The sequence below is a fragment of the Micromonospora olivasterospora genome, assembly GCF_007830265.1.
Taxonomy (GTDB): Bacteria; Actinomycetota; Actinomycetes; order Mycobacteriales; family Micromonosporaceae; genus Micromonospora; species Micromonospora olivasterospora.
Genome location: NZ_VLKE01000001.1, coordinates 2,983,950 through 3,000,644, shown reverse-complemented (window position 1 = coordinate 3,000,644; position 16,695 = coordinate 2,983,950). Strand labels below are relative to the sequence as shown.

Sequence of the window (16,695 nt, the reverse complement as noted above, 5' to 3'; positions counted from 1 at the left end):
ACTGTCGATGTCGCGCCGCCGCAGGCCCGCCACGCCCGTCGGATCGATCCAGCTCACCGGTACGGCTTGGCTTCCGACCGGTACGGCTTGGCTTCCGACCGGTACGGCTTGGCTTCCGGTGGGGCGGCGGTGGAGGATACGAGGGATGTCACCGGAGGTGGGGCCGGCGGGGATCGGCGGTCCGGACGAGCGCGTCCGGCGCGTACGGCTGCCCGCCGACCGCCGGACGCCGGCCGCTGCGCGCGCCCTGGTCCGGTCCGTGCTCGCCGCCGCGTACCTCGACGACCTGCTCAACGAGGCCCTGCTGCTGACCACCGAGCTCACCACCAACGCCGTCGAGCACGCCCGCACCGAACTGGACATCGAGGTCGTCGCGGACGATGTCGGGCTCACCGTCACCGTCTCCGACTTCGCCCCCGGCACGGTCGACGAGCTGAACGTCGGCGTCCGCAACGACAGCGCGGAGATCGGCGAGGTCTCGGAGCGGGGCCGGGGGCTGCTGCTGGTCGACCACTTCGCCAGCCGGTGGGGCACCACGTACCTGCCCACCGGCAAGGGGGTGTGGTTCCGGCTGGACCGCCCCGACGCCGGCGCCGAGCAGCGGGCCGCCACGCCGGGGGCGGGCGTCGCCGTCGGTCCGGCCGCCGCGGCCGCCGGTGGGGGCGCCCCGGCCGAGCACCCCGGGCCGAGCGCCGGGGCGGTCAGCGAGCTGATGCAGACCGCCCCCGAGCCGTACGCCGAGGACCCGCTGCCCGACTTCGCCACCGACCTGCTCGCCCGGCTGGCCGAGATGGTCGGCGCGGCCGGCGGCGCGGTACGCCTGGACCGGGGCGACGGGCAGGGCAGGCAGGTGCTGGCCCGCTACGGCCGCGCCCCGCGCGAGGGCAACGAGCTGCTCCGGGTGCCGCTGGCGGTGCACCGGCCGTACGCCGGGGAGCTGGAGCTGGACGCGGCGCCCTCCACGTACGCGCGCCCGCTCGCCGTGCTCACCGCCGAGCGGCTCTCGCTGCACCTGGAGAACGACCGGCTGCGCCGGGCCGACGTACGCCGGCAGGCCTGGCTGACGTTCCTGGCGGAGGCGAGCGAGCTGCTGGCCCAGTCCCTCGACGTCGAACTGACCATGGCGCTGATCCCGCAGCTCGTGGTGCCCCGGCTCGGCCAGTGGTGCGCGGTGCACACCGCCGACGAGTGGGGGCGGCTGCGGCTGGCCGCGGCCACCCACGCCGACGAGGCCGTGCTGCCGCAGTTGCACAAGGTGCTCCGGGAGACCGGCCCGGACTCGATGCAGGCGCGGCTACGCGAGGCGTCCCGGATCGGGTCGCAGGTGCCGCTCGGCGGGCCGATGGAGGGCTTCGCCGTGCCACTGGTGGCGCGCGGCCAGCGGCTGGGCACCCTGGCGGTCGGCCGCCACCAGCGGCACCGGCACGACCCGGACGAGGTCGCCGTGCTGGAGGACGTGGCCCGGCGGGCCGCCCTGGCCATCGAGAACGCCCGCATCCACGCCGAGCGCCGCCGCGTCGCGCACACCCTCCAGCAGTCGCTCCTGCCGCCGGTGCTGCCGGTGGTCGAGGGCATCGGCTTCGCCGCCGAGTACGTCCCGACGGGCGGCGACGCCGAGGTCGGCGGCGACTTCTACGATGTGCTGCCGCTGCCCGGGGGGCGCTGGCTGGTGGTGATCGGCGACGTCTCCGGCAAGGGCGTCGAGGCGGCGGCGGTCACCGGGCTGGTCCGGGACGTGATCCGGGTGCTGGTCGCCGACGGCAAGCCGCTGCCCGAGGTGCTGGGCCGGCTCAACGAGACGCTGGTCGAGCGGGGCAGCGGGCGGTACTGCACCCTGGCCATGGCGGCGGTCGGGCCGGGCGACGGCGACCAGCTCGACGTGTCCCTGCACCTGGCCGGCCACGACCGGCCGGTGCTGCTGCGCTCCACCGGCGGGGCCGACTTCGTCGGCAGCGGCGGCACGGCGCTCGGCCTGCTCGACTCGATCGCCTCGCCGACCGCCGAGATCCCGCTCGCTCCCGGCGAGGCGCTGGTCTTCTACACGGACGGGGTGACCGAGCGCCGCCGGGGCCGGGAGCTGTTCGGCACCGAGCGGCTGCGCGAGTCGGCCGCCCCGCTGGCCGGCCATTCGGCCGACGTGGTCGCGGCCCGGCTGCGCTCCGCCGCGATCGGTTTCTCGGTCGAGGCCCCCCGCGACGACATAGCAATCCTGGTCCTCCGCAACGACCGCCTCTAACCCCCTCTGACCCCCTCCCGCCCCCTCCCCGCCCCCGCGCCCCGCCCCGCCCCCACCCCCACCCAGCTCCCGCGATCTGACCGGTAAATGACCTGTACCACGACGGGTTTTGGGCGCGGTGGGCTGGCCCGGTGTTGATGGCCAGCCCGGGCGGGGTGGGGGTGTGGGGTCAGGTTGTCGGTTGCAGGGTGACGGTGTGGCCGAGGGCTTCGAGTTGCCGGACCAGGCTGTTGATCTTCCGGGTGGTGTTGATACGGCGTTCGTGGAAGTCGGCGCCGAGATCGTGGTAACGGGCGGTTGGGTCGTTGAGCAGGTGCCAGATGATCACGAGGATGGAGCGGGCGACGGCGACCTTGGCCTTGCCTCTGCCTCGACGTGTGACCAGACGCCGGTAGCGTTCGGACAGGAACGTTCCCTTGCCGCGGGCGACGGTGGCTGCGGCCATACCGAGGGCGCCTTTGAGGTACGGATTGCCTTTGCCTGTCTTGCCCGCGGTGAGGCTGGTACCGGACTGGATGGTGCGCGGACACAGCTTCGCCCAGGACACCAGGTGCGCCGCGGTGGGGAACCGTGTCATGTCCAGACCGATCTCGGCGATGATCAGTTGCGCGGACTCGGTGCTGATGCCCGGGATCTCGGCCAGGCGCCGCCGGGCGTCTGGCGCCGGGGTGTCGCCGTCGCCGCCGCCCGGCTGGGACGGTGGGTCGATGTCGTCGAGTATCTGCCCGATCCGTGTGGTGAGTTTCGCGATCTCGGTGTCGAGGCGGTCGATCTGGTCGAGCAGGATCCGGGCCAACTCGCCGTGATGGTCGTCGAAGCGGCCGGTGAGTGCCTCGATGAGGGCGTTGCGTTTGCGGCGCAGCGCTCCGTGGGCCAGCGAGGCGAGGGTCGCCGGATCACGTTGACCGGCGATCAACGCCTCAACCATGTCCCGCGTCGACACCGTCCGCAGGGTGGAGGCCACCGACGACACCTTGATCAGGGCGTCTTCAAGCAGTTTCTCCAACCTCGACCAGTAGCGGGTCCGGTCCCGGACCAGATCCACCCGCATCCGGGTGTAGTCACGCAACACCCGCACCGGAGCCGCAGGCACGAACGAGGGCCGCAACAGGCCCTTCTCGGTGAGCTTGGCCAACCACACCGCGTCCAGCTTGTCGGTCTTCGGCCGCCCGGGCACGTTCTTGACGTCACGGGCGTTGACCAACTGCACGTCCAACCCGGCTGCCTCGAACAGGTAGAACCAGATCCGCCAGTAGTCCGACGTGCTTTCCACGGTGACCTTCTCCACCCCCGCCGCCACCAGATCGGCGGCAAGGTCACTGACCGCGTTCGTGGTCGCCGTCACCTGCCACACCCGGCTCACCCGCCGCCCACCCGCGGCGGGTAGCCGGGTACACACCATCCCCGACTCCTTGGCCACATCGACCGCACACACGCGGCGCCAGACTTGCAGACGGCCTCAACTAGACCAAGATCGATCGGCGTCGGCGGGCGACCTGTCCACCATTTTCACGCCTGCGAGGCGTCCCGAAAAGACCGGGTGACTTGCAGTTTTGGCCCCGGCAATTCGGGCTAATAACGCGAATCAAGGGCCGAAAGTGCAAGATCGCGGCGTGCGGGGGTGCGGGGGGTGCGGGGGTGCGGGGGGCGGCCAGCACCAGCGCCGGGGGCGCGTCACAGGCCGCCGGGGAGGCGGCCGGGGCCAGGCGCTGGTGGGGGTCGAGGTGGGCCTTCGCCGCCCGGAGCCGGGGCAGACTCGTCAGCTCGCCCCAGAGGTCGACCGCCTGCCGCACCGGGGCGGGCGCCGCGACCACCACGCACCGGCCGTGCCGGGCGAGCAGCACCCCGCGCACCGCGGTGACGATGGACGCCACCCGCTCGGGCGGCAGGGAATTGGGCAGGGCCGCGTGCACCACTCCCTGGCCGGCGGAGCCCCGGACCGGCACCGGGCCGCCGGCCGCGTCCCGCAGCGCGTATACCGCCGCGTGCAGGTCGGTGATCGGCACCTCGATGCGCAGCGCGGTCTCGCCGGGGCCGAAGGGGTAGCGCCGCCACCACGGCGGGGCCGAGTGCTCCACGCTCGCCCCGTCGCCGAGCACCGCGAGCAGGCGTTCGGCCCGCTCGTGGACATCCGCGGGGCCGCCCTCCAGGAGCACCGCCAGGCTGCCCGCCCCCGTCACGCCCAGCCGGCGCCGGAACATCGAGGGGTGGCGGGCGCGGGCCGCCATCGACGGGTGGTCGGGGTGGACCGACGGGTGCACCCGGGTGGCCCGGGCGGGCAGGTCCAGCTCGACGGCCGCCGGATCCAGCCGGGCGGCCAGCACCGCGCGGACCACGTCGTAGACCTCCAGCGGCGTCCACACCGGCCGGACGACCCAGAACCGACTGGCCGGCACGGGCTGCACCCGCAGCGTGGCCGAGACCAGCACCCCGAGCGTGCCCTGGGACCCGCAGAGCAGCCGGGCCAGCTCCAGGCCACGCCGGCCGCCGCCGGCACTGACCAGCTCACCGTCGGCGTCCAGGTAGCGCACGCTGACGAGCTGGTCGCAGGGGCCGCCGTGGCGGTGCCGCAGCGGGCCCGCCTCGTCGGCGGCCAGCACCCCGCCGACGGTGGCGCCCGGCGAGGGCGCGTCGAGGGCCAGCCGCTGCCCGGTACGCTCCAGGGTCGCCTGCACCGCCCGCAGCGGGGTGCCCGCGCCGACGTCGGCCACCGGGGCGCCCGGCTGCTGGTGGCCGATCCCGGCCAGCCGGCCGGTGTCGAGCAGGATGTCGACCTGCTCCGGTGCCGCACCCCAGTCGATCTTCGTGCCGGCGCCGCGGGGCACCACCGTCAGGTCGTGGGCGGCGGCCAGCCGCAGCACCTCGGCCGCGGCCTGCGGGTTGCCGGGCACCGCCACCCACCGGGCCGGCCGGCCGGCGACCTCGTCGGCCGCGCCGGCGAACCGGGCGAAGGGCGGGCCACAGATCTCGGTGAGTCGACGCGTGATGCTCATTGCCCCGGACCGGTCGATCGAACTTGCCGCTGCCGCCATGCCGGTCATCGTACATGTGTTCGAACGGTCCGTCGGCGAGTCGCGCGAGCGGGGTGGCGCGCGGGGCGGGCGCGGGCGCGCGGGGGCCGGTAACCTGACCGGCGTGACCACCGAGACCACGCCGCCCGTCGCCCAGCGCGTCCCCACCGAGCGCACCCACCACGGCGACACGGTCGTCGACGAGTACGCCTGGCTGCACGCCAAGGACGACCCCAAGACGATCGCCTACCTCACGGCGGAGAACGCGTACACCGAGGCGCGGACGGCGCACCTGGAGGCGCTGCGCGAAACGCTGTTCGAGGAGACCCGCCGGCGCGTCCAGGAGACCGACCTGACGGTGCCGGTCCGCAAGGGCGGCTACTGGTACTACACGCGCACGGTCGAGGGCCAGCAGTACAGCGTGCACTGCCGGCGGGCGGTCCGCGACGGCGAGACCGAGCCGCCGACGAGCCTGGACGGCACCCCGCTGGAGGGCGAGGAGGTGCTGCTCGACGGCAACCTGCTCGCCGACGGCCACGACTTCTTCGCCCTGGGGACGTTCGACGTCAGCCCGGACGGGCGCTGGCTGGCGTACTCGACGGACTTCGCCGGCGACGAGCGGTTCACCCTGCGGGTGAAGGACCTGACCACCGGTGAGGTGCTGGCCGACGAGGTGCCCGACACCTTTTACGGCACCGCCTGGTCGGCCGACGCCTCGGTGCTCTTCTACGTCACCGTGGACGACGCCTGGCGGCCGAACCGGGTCTGGCGGCACCGGATCGGCGCGCCGGCCGGCGAGGACGTGGTGGTCCACCAGGAGGACGACGAACGCTTCTGGGTCGGCGTCGAGCTGACCCGGTCGGAGAAGTTCATCCTCGTCGACATCCACAGCAAGGTCACCAGCGAGGTGCTGGTCATCCCGGCCGGCAACCCCACCGGCGAGCCGGCCGTCGTCGCCCCGCGCCGGCAGGGCGTCGAGTACTCGGTGGAGCACCACGGGCACCGGTTCCTGATCCTGCACAACCACGAGGCCGAGGACTTCGCGCTGGCGTACACCTCGGCCGACGCGCCGGGCGACTGGGTCCCGCTGATCCCGCACACCCCCGGCACCCGGCTGGAGGCGGTCGACGCGTTCGCCGACCACCTGGTCGTCTCGCTGCGCACGAACGGCCTCACCAGCCTGCGGGTGCTGCCGATCGGCGGCGGCGAGGGCCACGACATCGACTTCCCCGAGCCGATCTACAGCGTCGGGCTGCACGCCAACCCGGAGTACCGGACCCGGCAGGTGCGGGTGCGCTACGCCTCGCTGGTCACCCCGGACTCGGTGTACGACTACGACCTCGTCACCCGCGAGCTGGTGCTCCGTCGCCGCAAGCCCGTCCTGCCCGGCCCGGACGGCCGCGAGTACGACCCGGCCGACTACGAGCAGCACCGCGAGTGGGCCCTCGCCGACGACGGCACCCGCGTGCCGATCTCACTGGTGTGCCGGGTCGGCACCCCGCGCGACGGCTCCGCCCCCTGCGAGATCTACGGGTACGGCTCGTACGAGTCGAGCATGGACCCGTGGTTCTCGGTGGCCCGGCTGTCCCTGCTGGACCGCGGGGTGGTCTTCGCTGTCGCGCACATCCGGGGCGGCGGCGAGCTGGGCCGGCGCTGGTACGACCAGGGCAAGCTGCTGGCCAAGAAGAACACCTTCACCGACTTCGTCGCGTGCGCCCGGCACCTGGCCAAGTCCGGCTGGACCTCGCCCGACCGGCTGGTCGCCCGGGGCGCCTCGGCCGGCGGCCTGCTCATGGGCGCGGTGGCGAACCTGGCCCCGGACGCCTTCGCCGGCATCGTCGCGCAGGTGCCCTTCGTGGACGCGCTCACCTCGATCCTCGACCCGTCGCTGCCGCTGACCGTCACCGAGTGGGAGGAGTGGGGCAACCCGCTGGCCGACCCGGAGGTGTACGCGTACATGAAGTCGTACACGCCGTACGAGAACGTGGCCCCGCTGGACTACCCGGCCATCCTCGCGGTGACCAGCCTGAACGACACCCGCGTGCTCTACCACGAGCCGGCGAAGTGGATCGCCCGGCTGCGCGCGGTGGCGCCGCAGGGCGACTACCTCCTCAAGACCGAGATGGGCGCCGGTCACGGCGGGCCCAGCGGCCGGTACGACTCCTGGCGTGAGGAGGCGTTCATCAACGCCTGGATCCTCGACCGCCTGGGAGTGTGAGGAAGGCGGCCGGCTGCTTCCGGCCTCGCGGCGGCGTCAGGCGGCGACGAGGTCGGCGAGCAGCGCCGGGTCGACGTTGCCGCCGGTCAGCACCGCGACCGTACGCCCGGCCGGCAGCTCGTCGGGGCGGAACAGCCGGGCGGCGGCGGCCACCGCGCCGCTCGGCTCGACCACCAGCCGGGCGTCGCGGGCCAGCCGGCCCACCGCCGCGCGGATCTCCTCCTCGGTCACCGTGACGATGCCGTCGAGCCGTTCCCGCAGGTGGGCGAGGGTCAGCTCGGACAGGCCGGTACGCAGCCCGTCCGCGCAGGTGCGGTAGGTGTCCGCCACGTCCCATGGCACGAGCCGCCCGGCGGCGAGCGAGTCGCGGGCGTCGGCGGCGAGGAGCGGCTCCACGCCGATCACGGCGGTCGCCGGGCGCAGCGCCTTGACCGCCGTGGCCACCCCGGAGGAGAGGCCGCCGCCGCCGACCGGGACCAGCACCACCTCCACGCCGGGCAGGTCGTCGAGGATCTCCAGGCCGATGGTGCCCTGGCCGGCGATGATCCGCGGGTCGTCGAACGGCGGCACCAGCTCCGCCCCGGTCTCGGCGGCCACCCGCTGCGCCTCGACCAACCGCCGCGCGGGCGGCACCAGCAGCACCGTCGCACCCAGCGCGCGGATCTGGGCCACCTTCACCTCCGGGGCGCCCTCCGGCACCACCACCGTGCAGGGGATCCCGGCCGCGCGGGCCGCGTACGCGAGGGCCTGGCCGTGGTTGCCCGACGAGTGGGTGACCACGCCCCGCTCGCGCCGGGCCGGGTCGAGGCGGGCGACCGCGTGGGTGGCCCCGCGCAGCTTGAACGACCCGACCGGTTGCAGGTTCTCCGGCTTCAGCCACAGCTCGTCGTCCCAGCGGGTTCGCAGCAGCGGCGTACGGAGCACGGTCGCGGCGATGTCGGCGGCGGCGGCCCGGATGTCGTCGATCGGCACGAGGTCCATCCGGCTATCCTGCGACCTCCCGGCCCGGGAGGGGAAGGACGGATCCCTGGCGCGACGGTCGCCGCCTCACCGTTGCGCGCCGACCAGGGCCGCCGCGTCGCCGGTGCGGATCATCCGCTGCCAGCGCAGCCGGTTGCCGATCAGCGCCGTCACCACCGACTGCACCACCACCAGGTACATCACCTGGCGGTAGACGAGTTGCTGGAGCGGCAGCGACCACAGCGGCCCGTACCGCTCCCCGTCCAGCCGCAGCGCGTACGCGGCGGTCAGGCCCTGGAGCAGCAGCAGCCCGACGCAGGCCAGGGCGAGCGACGCCCACGGCAGGAAGAGCAGGCCGTAGACAGCGAACACGTCGACGGCCGGGGCGGCCAGCGGCAGCACGATCTGGAACACGGTCAGGTACGGCAGGCCGCGCCGGCCGAGCCGGCCGCCGGATCCCGGCTCGCGCAGGGCGTGCCGGTGCTTCCACATCGCCTGCATCGTCCCGTAGCACCAGCGGTACCGCTGCCGCCAGAGCTGGCGCAGCGTCGACGGGGCCTCGGTCCAGGCGATCGCCTTCTCCTCGTACACCACCCGCCAGCCGGCCCGGAGCACCCGCATGGTCAGGTCGGTGTCCTCGGCGAGGGTGTCCGCGGGAACGCCGCCGACGGCGAGCAGCACCTCCCGGCGGAACGCGCCGATCGCGCCGGGGATCGTCGGCATGCACTCCAGCACGTCGTACATCCGGCGGTCGAGGTTGAAGCCGATGACGTATTCCAGGTGCTGCCAGCGGCCGAGCAGGCGCCGCCGGTTGGCGACCTTCGTGTTGCCGGAGATCGCGCCCACGGTCGGGTCGGCGAAGCCCTGCACGAGCCGGTGGACGGTGTCGGGCTGGAACACGGTGTCCCCGTCGACCAGCACCAGCAGTTCCGCCCGAGCCGCCCGGATGCCGGTGTTCAGCGCCGCCGGCTTGCCGGCGTTGGCCTGCCGGATCACCCGTACGCCGCGCAGCCGCAGCCGTTCCACGATGCCGGCGGTGTCGTCGGTGGAGCCGTCGTCCACGACGATCACCTCCAGCGCCGGGTACGCGCTGCCGACCAGCGACCGCACGGTGGCCGCGATGTTCGCCGCCTCGTTGTACGCGGGCACGATTACCGACACCGGCACGTTCACCACCGGCCGGTGTCCCCGGGGCCGGCGGACCCGCCGCACGTGGAGCTGGGCACAGGCCACCTGCACGGCGAGCCGGACGATCCCCAGCACCAGCGCGACGGCGAGCAGGGCCAGCAGCTCCGGGCGATCGGGCGTGGGCCCAGTGGCGCACCCGGCTGCTTGCCCCGGACCCGTTTCGCGGCACTGCCCGGGCTCGGCCTGGGCGGCGTGCGACCCGCATCATCGTCCGCGACGGCGGCAGCGACGAATTGGACGAGTTCCGCGACAGCAGATGCGCCAACCGGGCCAGCCTGTCCACCAACTCGGCGATCCGCGCATCCCCACACTCACCATCACGCCTCGCGAATGGCCTGAATGCTTACTGTCACCAGTCTTTAACCGTCGGCCGGGTAGACCACTGTAAGTCCTTCCACCGTTACTCGGAAGGCTCCGTGGATAAACCCGAATTTTCGACATTTGTCGTGGCTGCGTGCGCTGCAAAGCATCAGATGCGACGAAAATCTTCCCCACTTATCGCGTTGCGGGTATCGTGAGGCGAGCCACGTTTGCGACTCTTCCCATATCCCCGCCAGGGGGATGTCGAACCCTATTGCTGAGGGTGGGCTGCGCCTGCCCGCTAACCCGTTTCGGTATCTGTAAGAGGTGGTTAGGTGACAATGGCCGGCTTGTATACGTCCGAAGCTATGGCTTTGACGGCAGCGCCTTATGGTCATCTTCTCTTCACGCATAGCCACAATGCGGAGGCAGAGCGATTGACTGCCCTGGCCGAAGCGTTCGACCAGGACACTATCCACCGGATCGAACGCCTCGGCATCCAGTCCGACTGGAACTGCTTGGAGATCGGATCTGGCGTCGGCACGATCGCACACTGGCTGGCGACCCAGTGTCCTCATGGCGAGGTGATCGCCACCGATCTCGATACCAGTTTGATCCCCGAAGAGGGACGTCCGTCGAACCTGCAAGTCATCACGCACGATGTGACTGTCGACGCCTTCCCGGAGGGCAGCTTCAATCTGATCTGTTCCAGGTTTGTGTTTGAGCACCTCATCGACCGTGACGCCATGCTCGCCAAGGTGGTGCGCTGGCTGGCACCAGGTGGCTGGCTGCTTCTCGAAGACACCGGGCCGTTCCCGTTCGACTCATCGCCGAATCCGCTGTACCGCAGGGTCAGCAAGGCGATCATGGCGGTCGCCACCAAACGGATGGGAAGTGACTACGAATGGTCGCGGTCATTCCCCGCGCAGTTGCGTGCGAATGGGCTGATCCATACGGGGGTTCACGCATCGAGCCACGGTGTCGGCGGCACGCCGATGGGACGAGCGTGGCGGCTCACCGCCGAGCACATTGCGGCCGACCTGGATGAGCAGTTCGGGATCACCGCAGCCGATCTTGCGACGTTCGCCAACCAAGTTGAGGACCCTTCGTTCGACGACCTGTGCATCGCGAGTGTCGCGGCATGGGGGCAGCGTCCCACCCTGCGCGAATACCTGAAGACGCTAAAACCCCCCACGCGCGTGCCGCAAGGCAACTGAATGAGGAAGGCCAACAACATGTCCACCAGCTATCTCGAGGAACCGCCACTGCCCGAACTCCGGCTGCCCGCACGCCTGGCCCGACAAGGCCAACCATGGTGGAACCCGCAACTCAGCTTCTCGCCACCGACCGCCCGGTACCGTCGCCCCGAACCACAAATCGCTGCGGCCGCAGTAGAGCGTCGGTGGCCGTCGCGGGTTATCGAGAACGCCCCGCTATGGTGTTCGGTCGACCTGCGCGACGGCAATCAGGCTCTACCCAACCCGATGGACCCGACGCGCAAGAGCAAGCTGTTTGCGTTGCTGGTGGCGATGGGTTTCAAGGAGATCGAGGTCGGTTACCCGTCGGCAAGTGCCACCGATTTCGACTTTGTCCGCCAGCTCGTCGAACGTGATCTCATTCCCGACGACGTCACCATCTCTGTATTCACACCCGCCCGCGCGGAACTGATTGATCGGACATTCGAGTCCCTGGCAGGTGTCAGAAATGCCATCGTACACCTTTGCAATGCCACCGCGCCAGAGTGGCGCAAGGTTGTTTTCGCGTTGGACGAAGAGCGAATAACCCAGTTAGCACTGGATGCCGCCGAGCGGGTGCTTCGCGGCGCGGACCGTATGCCCTCCGCGGCTGTACGGTTCGAGTATTCACCTGAGGCGTTCAATCTCACCGAACCTGAGTTCGCCCTGGCACTCTGCAATGCCGTCGCGGCACGATGGTGTGCCACTCCGGACCGCCCGGTCACGCTCAACCTACCGTCCACTGTGGAGGTTGACACACCCAACGTGTACGCGGACCAGATCGAGTGGATGCACCGGAACCTCGACAATCGTGGCTCAATCATTCTCTCGGTCCATCCCCACAACGACCGTGGCACGGCGGTCGCCTCGGCAGAACTGGCGATGATGGCCGGCGCCGATCGAGTCGAGGGAACGCTGTTTGGCAATGGCGAGAGGACAGGCAACGTCTGTCTGGTGACCCTGGCACTCAACCTTCTTACGCGGGGAATCGATCCGCAATTAGACTTCTCCGACATCGATGGCATTCGCCGGGTCGTCGAATGGTGCACTCAGATGCCCGTTCACGATCGCCATCCCTACAGTGGCAATCTCGTGTACACGGCCTTCTCAGGAACACACCAGGATGCGATCAAGAAGGGCTTCGACGCGCTGGAGCAGGCTGCGCTCAAGGCCGGGACAGCCCCGGGAGAACAGCCCTGGCGCGTGCCCTACCTCCCGATCGACCCCCAGGATCTGGGGCGGTCCTACGAGGCAGTCGTGCGGATCAACAGTCAGTCGGGCAAAGGCGGCATCGCCTACGTCCTCAAGACCGTTTTCCGCTTGGAGTTGCCGCGCCCCCTGCAAGCGGAACTGTCGGAGGCGGTGCAGAAAATCAGCGACGCTCGAGGGCAGGAGGTTGGCCCCAAGCTGCTGTGGGAGGTGTTCGCCGAGGAGTATCTGAAAACGGACGACTACCTCCGGGTTACGGACCATTCTGGTCACCCTGATGATGGCGATGACAGGGTCTGTGTCCACGTCCTGTACACCGTCGACGGTCGGGAAATCCACGGAGAAGGCGCCGGCATCGACCAGTTGTCCGCGTTCAAGGTGGCTATGGCTCAATGCGGCATCCAGATTGAGACGGCCGATGTTATCACTCAGGCCGCCCGCGCCGAGGAGTGCGGCGAGATCGCGGCCTACAGCAGGGTGGTAACCGAACGCGGCGCCACGTGGGGTGCCGGCCTAGCGGATAACATCGGCGACGCGGTGCTGCGTGCGTTGACCTCGTCGGTAAATCGCGCTTTGAGGGGTTCAAGAACTTTTTGATGCCCAGATAGCCCCGTGCGACTCGATTGCACTGACCGGCTACCGCCCGCATGAACGCCCCATCTGCTCTTGGAGAGAAGGAATGGACGGAAGCAGCCGAATTATTGCCCTGCTCCGGAACATGGGTGTGACCTGCTATGCCGGTGTCACAGGCGGCAATATTCTGCGTTTCACCACCCAGCTCGAACCCTTCCGTTCGGCGGCCGGTGCTGACGACTGTCGGCCCGACGCTGATGACAAACGCCCCTTCTTGCTGACACTGAACGAGTTCGTCGCCGGCTTCGTCCCCGTTGGCCACTATCTAGCGACGGGCCGTATCGCTGCCGCAGTCGCCACGGCAGGAGGCGCTACGAAGCTGGCCTCGTGCGGAATCAGCGATGCGAAGATGCACAATATCCCCGCCGTATATCTGGTCGGCCTCAATGCCGGCACGTCTGCGGGCTTGGCCCCCCTCCAAGATGTGACGCCCGAAGGCATGAACATTGTCGCACAACTGAGGGCCGAGATTGGGGACGGGTGCCTTCTGATCGAAGACATCCACGACATCGATACGCAACTCGAGAAGGCGAGGCGGTTGCTCAGCGATTCGCGTCCGGTCGTTCTCGCTGTGGCCCCGGAAGCCCTAAACTCTGCGATGCCCACCTGCGACATTCCGGAAAGCGAATTGGATTCCCTGGGGCCGCAGGTGGACGCGTCAGCGTTGGAACGGCACCTGCGGTCGTTGGTACGGGGGCGCAGGGTGGTTCTCTTCGTGGGGGAAGAGGTAGCCCGTTGCCCAGGAGTAGCAAGCCTGACGAAGCGGCTAGCTCACACGTTCGGCGCACCCACCGTGTGGTCGCAGAGCGCGGCGAGCGCGGTATCCGCCGACAGTCCCTTCGCCTATGGCTGCATCGGCTTCGGCGGCAACGACCGGGCGAACGAGCTATGGCAGAGCCTGACATCCGATGACGTGGTCATTGCTCTGGGCCTCGATCCCGGTGAGTACGTGCTGGGCATGGAGCGGATCAAAGCCGGAACCGTGGTGCACATTACCGCCTGGCAAAACCCGTACGGTAGCCGCAACGGCGGGTTCGCGCACCGATGCGCCGGGGAATACCGGCTGGTGAGGGGCGACATCGGCCAGGTCCTTGCCGCCGTGCTACCGCTCCTCGAGCAGGGGCCCGTGGACAGCATCCGCCAACCCTACGCCCCGACCAATCTCAACGACCCCACACCGCCCTATACCCCGGCACCAGGATCGGTGGACTTTGCCGAACTGCTCCTCAGGCTGCATCGACAATGGAGGCCCGGGACACTTGTGTTCGATGACGTGTGCCTGGCCTACAAGGACCGACAGTTCGTCACTCAGCGACCCAGCGGGGCCGTTCAAGTCTTCAGTGCGCACCAAGCGTCGACGATGGGCAGCGCCTTCGGACACGCCGTTGGGGCCAAAATCGCCTCGCCACACACCGACGTGTTCTGCTTCACCGGCGACGGCTGCTTCCGTCTCTACGGGGGCGCTTTGGCCGATGTGGCTGATCTCGGGATAGTCGTGTTCGTCATCGACAACGGCGGTTACGGCATTATCCAACAGGGATACGACAAGATCGCTCCCGAAGTGGGACGCGATCGCTTTCACAGTGTGCTCCCGCCTCTCGACTTCGTCGCGGCAGCCATTGCCTACAGGTGGAAGGCATGGCGGCTGGAACCGGATTTGTCCAACCTCGATGAAGTCCTCGCCGATTGTCGCACCCCCAACGGGCGCTCGGTGCTGGTTTCTGTGCCCGTGGACACCGACCAGACCCTGGGTCACAACCCTCGTGTGCGGCATCTGGGAGCGCGAGACGAAACTTCTCCGCCGAACGCAACGTCGGAGCGCGGGACGGAAGCATCCAGAAACGACACGGGCCCATAGCCTTGCCCCTCGTCGCGCCACCACGGGAACCAGCGGGCCCCCACTGTAGCAGCGAAACAGCCGCCCATATCCGCACTGGGCTAAACAGACGCTCAAAATCGATCACTCCAAAGTAGTTGGAAGCAGGAAGGGCGAGGGATGACGACGAGAAGGATGCTGATCACCGGCGCGTCAAAGGGAATCGGGTACTCCCTGGCGGAGCGGCTGGCGGGCCTCGGCCATGTGCCGGTCGGCCTGGCACGGTCCGCACCCGCAGAGTTTCCCGGGGAGTTCTACGAGGTGAACCTGGCCGACCGCAGGGCGACGGACGTCGCGCTGGAGAAGGTGCTCTCCGGCGGTCCCGTCGACGCCGTCGTCAACAACGTCGGGAACGGTCGTACGGGCATGATCGGCGCGGTGGACCTCGACGACTTGGCCGAGGTCTACGACCTGCACGTCAGGGCCGCGGTTCAAGTGACGCAGGCGGCATTGCCGTCGATGCGGGCGCGAGGGTGGGGCCGGATCGTCAACGTCACCAGCGTGGTGACGGTGGGCCTACAGGACCGCACGGCGTACGGGGCGGCGAAGGCCGCCCTGGAGTTCTTCTCCCGGGCCTGGGCGAACGAACTCGGCCCGGCGGGGATCACCGTCAACTCGGTCGCTCCCGGGCCGACGGAGACCAAGCTGTTCTGGCAGTACAACCCCGAAGGCTCGGAAAGCGTCGCCCGGTACCGCGCCGCGTCGCGGGTGGGCCGGTTCGGCCGCCCGGAGGAGATCGCCGCCGCGATCGCGTTCCTGCTGTCGGACGAGGCCGGCTACATCACCGGCCAGACGCTGCGCGTTGACGGCGGGGGCAGCCTCGGCGGAGCGTGAAGTGGCCGATGTCCGCCGACGCGATGAGCCGAATATTTCGATCGGGCCGAACGCCTCCTCGTAAATCCCCGGACGCAATGAGCCATTCCGCGTAAGAGCCCGCGCAAATAGGTCAGACGCGCTGCCCCAGATACGAGGCGGGCACGGACAACCATGATCATGAAGCTGCTTACGCCTAGCTTACGGCTCGTGATCGCCAGGAGTGTCCGTGCCCGTTGTTCCATCATGGCTGATGACCCGTTGTGGGACCGTACGAGTCGATCGCGGACCGCCCGGCCGGTTGGTGCTGCATCTGCTGGTCTCCCGCTGGCGACGCCTGGGGCTGGTGGCCCCGGGGCCCGGTGCCGGGCTCCCGGTCGCAGCAGCATCACCGCCGGCTGCGGAGTTACGCCCGTCAGGCCATTCGCTCCGGTCTCAGTCTCGGGGAGTCCAACCCGGGTGGCGGCCCATCCGGGCGAGGATCCGGTCGAGCGGGGTGGCGTCCGGCGGAGCGTCCACCGGCGCGCCGAAGGCGCCCATCTTCTGGCCCGTGTCGCCCATCGCGTCCATGAAGCCGTGCAGCGTGTCCGTCGCGGCCGGCTCGGCGTCGTACGGCTGGCCGGTGGCCCGGGCCAGGTCCCATCCGTGCACGGTGAGGTCCGCCAGCGCCATCGCGCCGACGGTCTGCTGCGGCAGCCCCATGCCGGGCGACACGCCCTCCTCGGCGGCCGGGTCCGCCCACGCCTCGACGAGCCGTTCGGTCTCGGCGGCGAACCGCTCCCGCCAGCCGTCGGTCAGGTAGTCCGGCTTCTCCGACCAGTCCACCGCCTGCCGCGCGGCCAGCGACTGGAAGTTGACCACCACCTGGTAGAGGTGGTTGAGCAGTTCCCGGACGGTGTACTCCACGCAGGGGGTGGGCAGGTCGAGCTGGTCGTCGGTGATCGCGCGGACCACCGCGACGGTACGCGGCGCGGCGGCCGCCAGCAGATCGCTAGTCTTCGTGGCCATAAGGGCAG

The 16,695-nt window shown here is 69.9% G+C and carries 11 protein-coding genes; 6 read left to right on the top strand and 5 right to left on the bottom strand.

Annotated elements, in window-relative coordinates; genetic code table 11:
- Window positions 1-145 precede the first annotated feature (145 nt).
- Window positions 146-2,236 (top strand): SpoIIE family protein phosphatase, encoded by a 2,091-nt coding sequence (locus tag JD77_RS13745; RefSeq protein WP_145774739.1) that lies wholly within the window; start codon window positions 146-148, stop codon window positions 2,234-2,236.
- 169 nt (window positions 2,237-2,405) lie between these two features.
- Here JD77_RS13745 and JD77_RS13740 read toward each other — a convergent pair whose 3' ends face one another.
- On the bottom strand, window positions 2,406-3,671 hold the full coding sequence (locus tag JD77_RS13740; protein ID WP_281292102.1) for an IS110 family RNA-guided transposase: 1,266 nt from the start codon (window positions 3,669-3,671) through the stop codon (window positions 2,406-2,408).
- A 28-nt stretch (window positions 3,672-3,699) separates the two neighbouring features.
- A complete protein-coding gene (locus tag JD77_RS13735) occupies window positions 3,700-5,229 on the bottom strand; it encodes an FAD-binding oxidoreductase (RefSeq protein ID WP_425463567.1) in 1,530 nt (509 codons plus the stop codon).
- A 142-nt stretch (window positions 5,230-5,371) separates the two neighbouring features.
- Between JD77_RS13735 and JD77_RS13730 the strand changes: the two genes are divergently transcribed.
- Window positions 5,372-7,465 (top strand): S9 family peptidase, encoded by a 2,094-nt coding sequence (locus tag JD77_RS13730; RefSeq protein ID WP_145774737.1) that lies wholly within the window; start codon window positions 5,372-5,374, stop codon window positions 7,463-7,465.
- A gap of 36 nt (window positions 7,466-7,501) precedes the next feature.
- On the opposite strand, the gene JD77_RS13725 is transcribed toward JD77_RS13730, so the two are convergent.
- Together JD77_RS13725 and JD77_RS13720 are read right to left on the bottom strand one after the other, a co-directional pair.
- Complete coding sequence (locus JD77_RS13725) at window positions 7,502-8,446, bottom strand: threonine ammonia-lyase (protein WP_145774736.1); 945 nt, start codon at window positions 8,444-8,446, stop codon at window positions 7,502-7,504.
- 66 nt (window positions 8,447-8,512) lie between these two features.
- Window positions 8,513-9,688, bottom strand: a complete 1,176-nt coding sequence (locus JD77_RS13720) for a glycosyltransferase family 2 protein (protein ID WP_342799648.1) — start codon at window positions 9,686-9,688, stop codon at window positions 8,513-8,515.
- Between the two features lie 566 nt (window positions 9,689-10,254).
- Between JD77_RS13720 and JD77_RS13715 the strand changes: the two genes are divergently transcribed.
- From JD77_RS13715 to JD77_RS13700, 4 genes are all read left to right on the top strand, one after another.
- On the top strand, window positions 10,255-11,130 hold the full coding sequence (locus JD77_RS13715) for a class I SAM-dependent methyltransferase (RefSeq protein WP_246141281.1): 876 nt from the start codon (window positions 10,255-10,257) through the stop codon (window positions 11,128-11,130).
- Between the two features lie 18 nt (window positions 11,131-11,148).
- Complete coding sequence (leuA, locus tag JD77_RS13710) at window positions 11,149-12,954, top strand: 2-isopropylmalate synthase (protein WP_211372557.1); 1,806 nt, start codon at window positions 11,149-11,151, stop codon at window positions 12,952-12,954.
- An 82-nt stretch (window positions 12,955-13,036) separates the two neighbouring features.
- Window positions 13,037-14,848 (top strand): thiamine pyrophosphate-dependent enzyme, encoded by a 1,812-nt coding sequence (locus tag JD77_RS13705; protein WP_145774732.1) that lies wholly within the window; start codon window positions 13,037-13,039, stop codon window positions 14,846-14,848.
- A 138-nt stretch (window positions 14,849-14,986) separates the two neighbouring features.
- On the top strand, window positions 14,987-15,700 hold the full coding sequence (locus JD77_RS13700) for an SDR family oxidoreductase (RefSeq protein WP_145774731.1): 714 nt from the start codon (window positions 14,987-14,989) through the stop codon (window positions 15,698-15,700).
- Between the two features lie 414 nt (window positions 15,701-16,114).
- Here JD77_RS13700 and JD77_RS13695 read toward each other — a convergent pair whose 3' ends face one another.
- Complete coding sequence (locus JD77_RS13695) at window positions 16,115-16,687, bottom strand: TIGR03086 family metal-binding protein (RefSeq protein ID WP_145774730.1); 573 nt, start codon at window positions 16,685-16,687, stop codon at window positions 16,115-16,117.
- Window positions 16,688-16,695 lie beyond the last annotated feature (8 nt).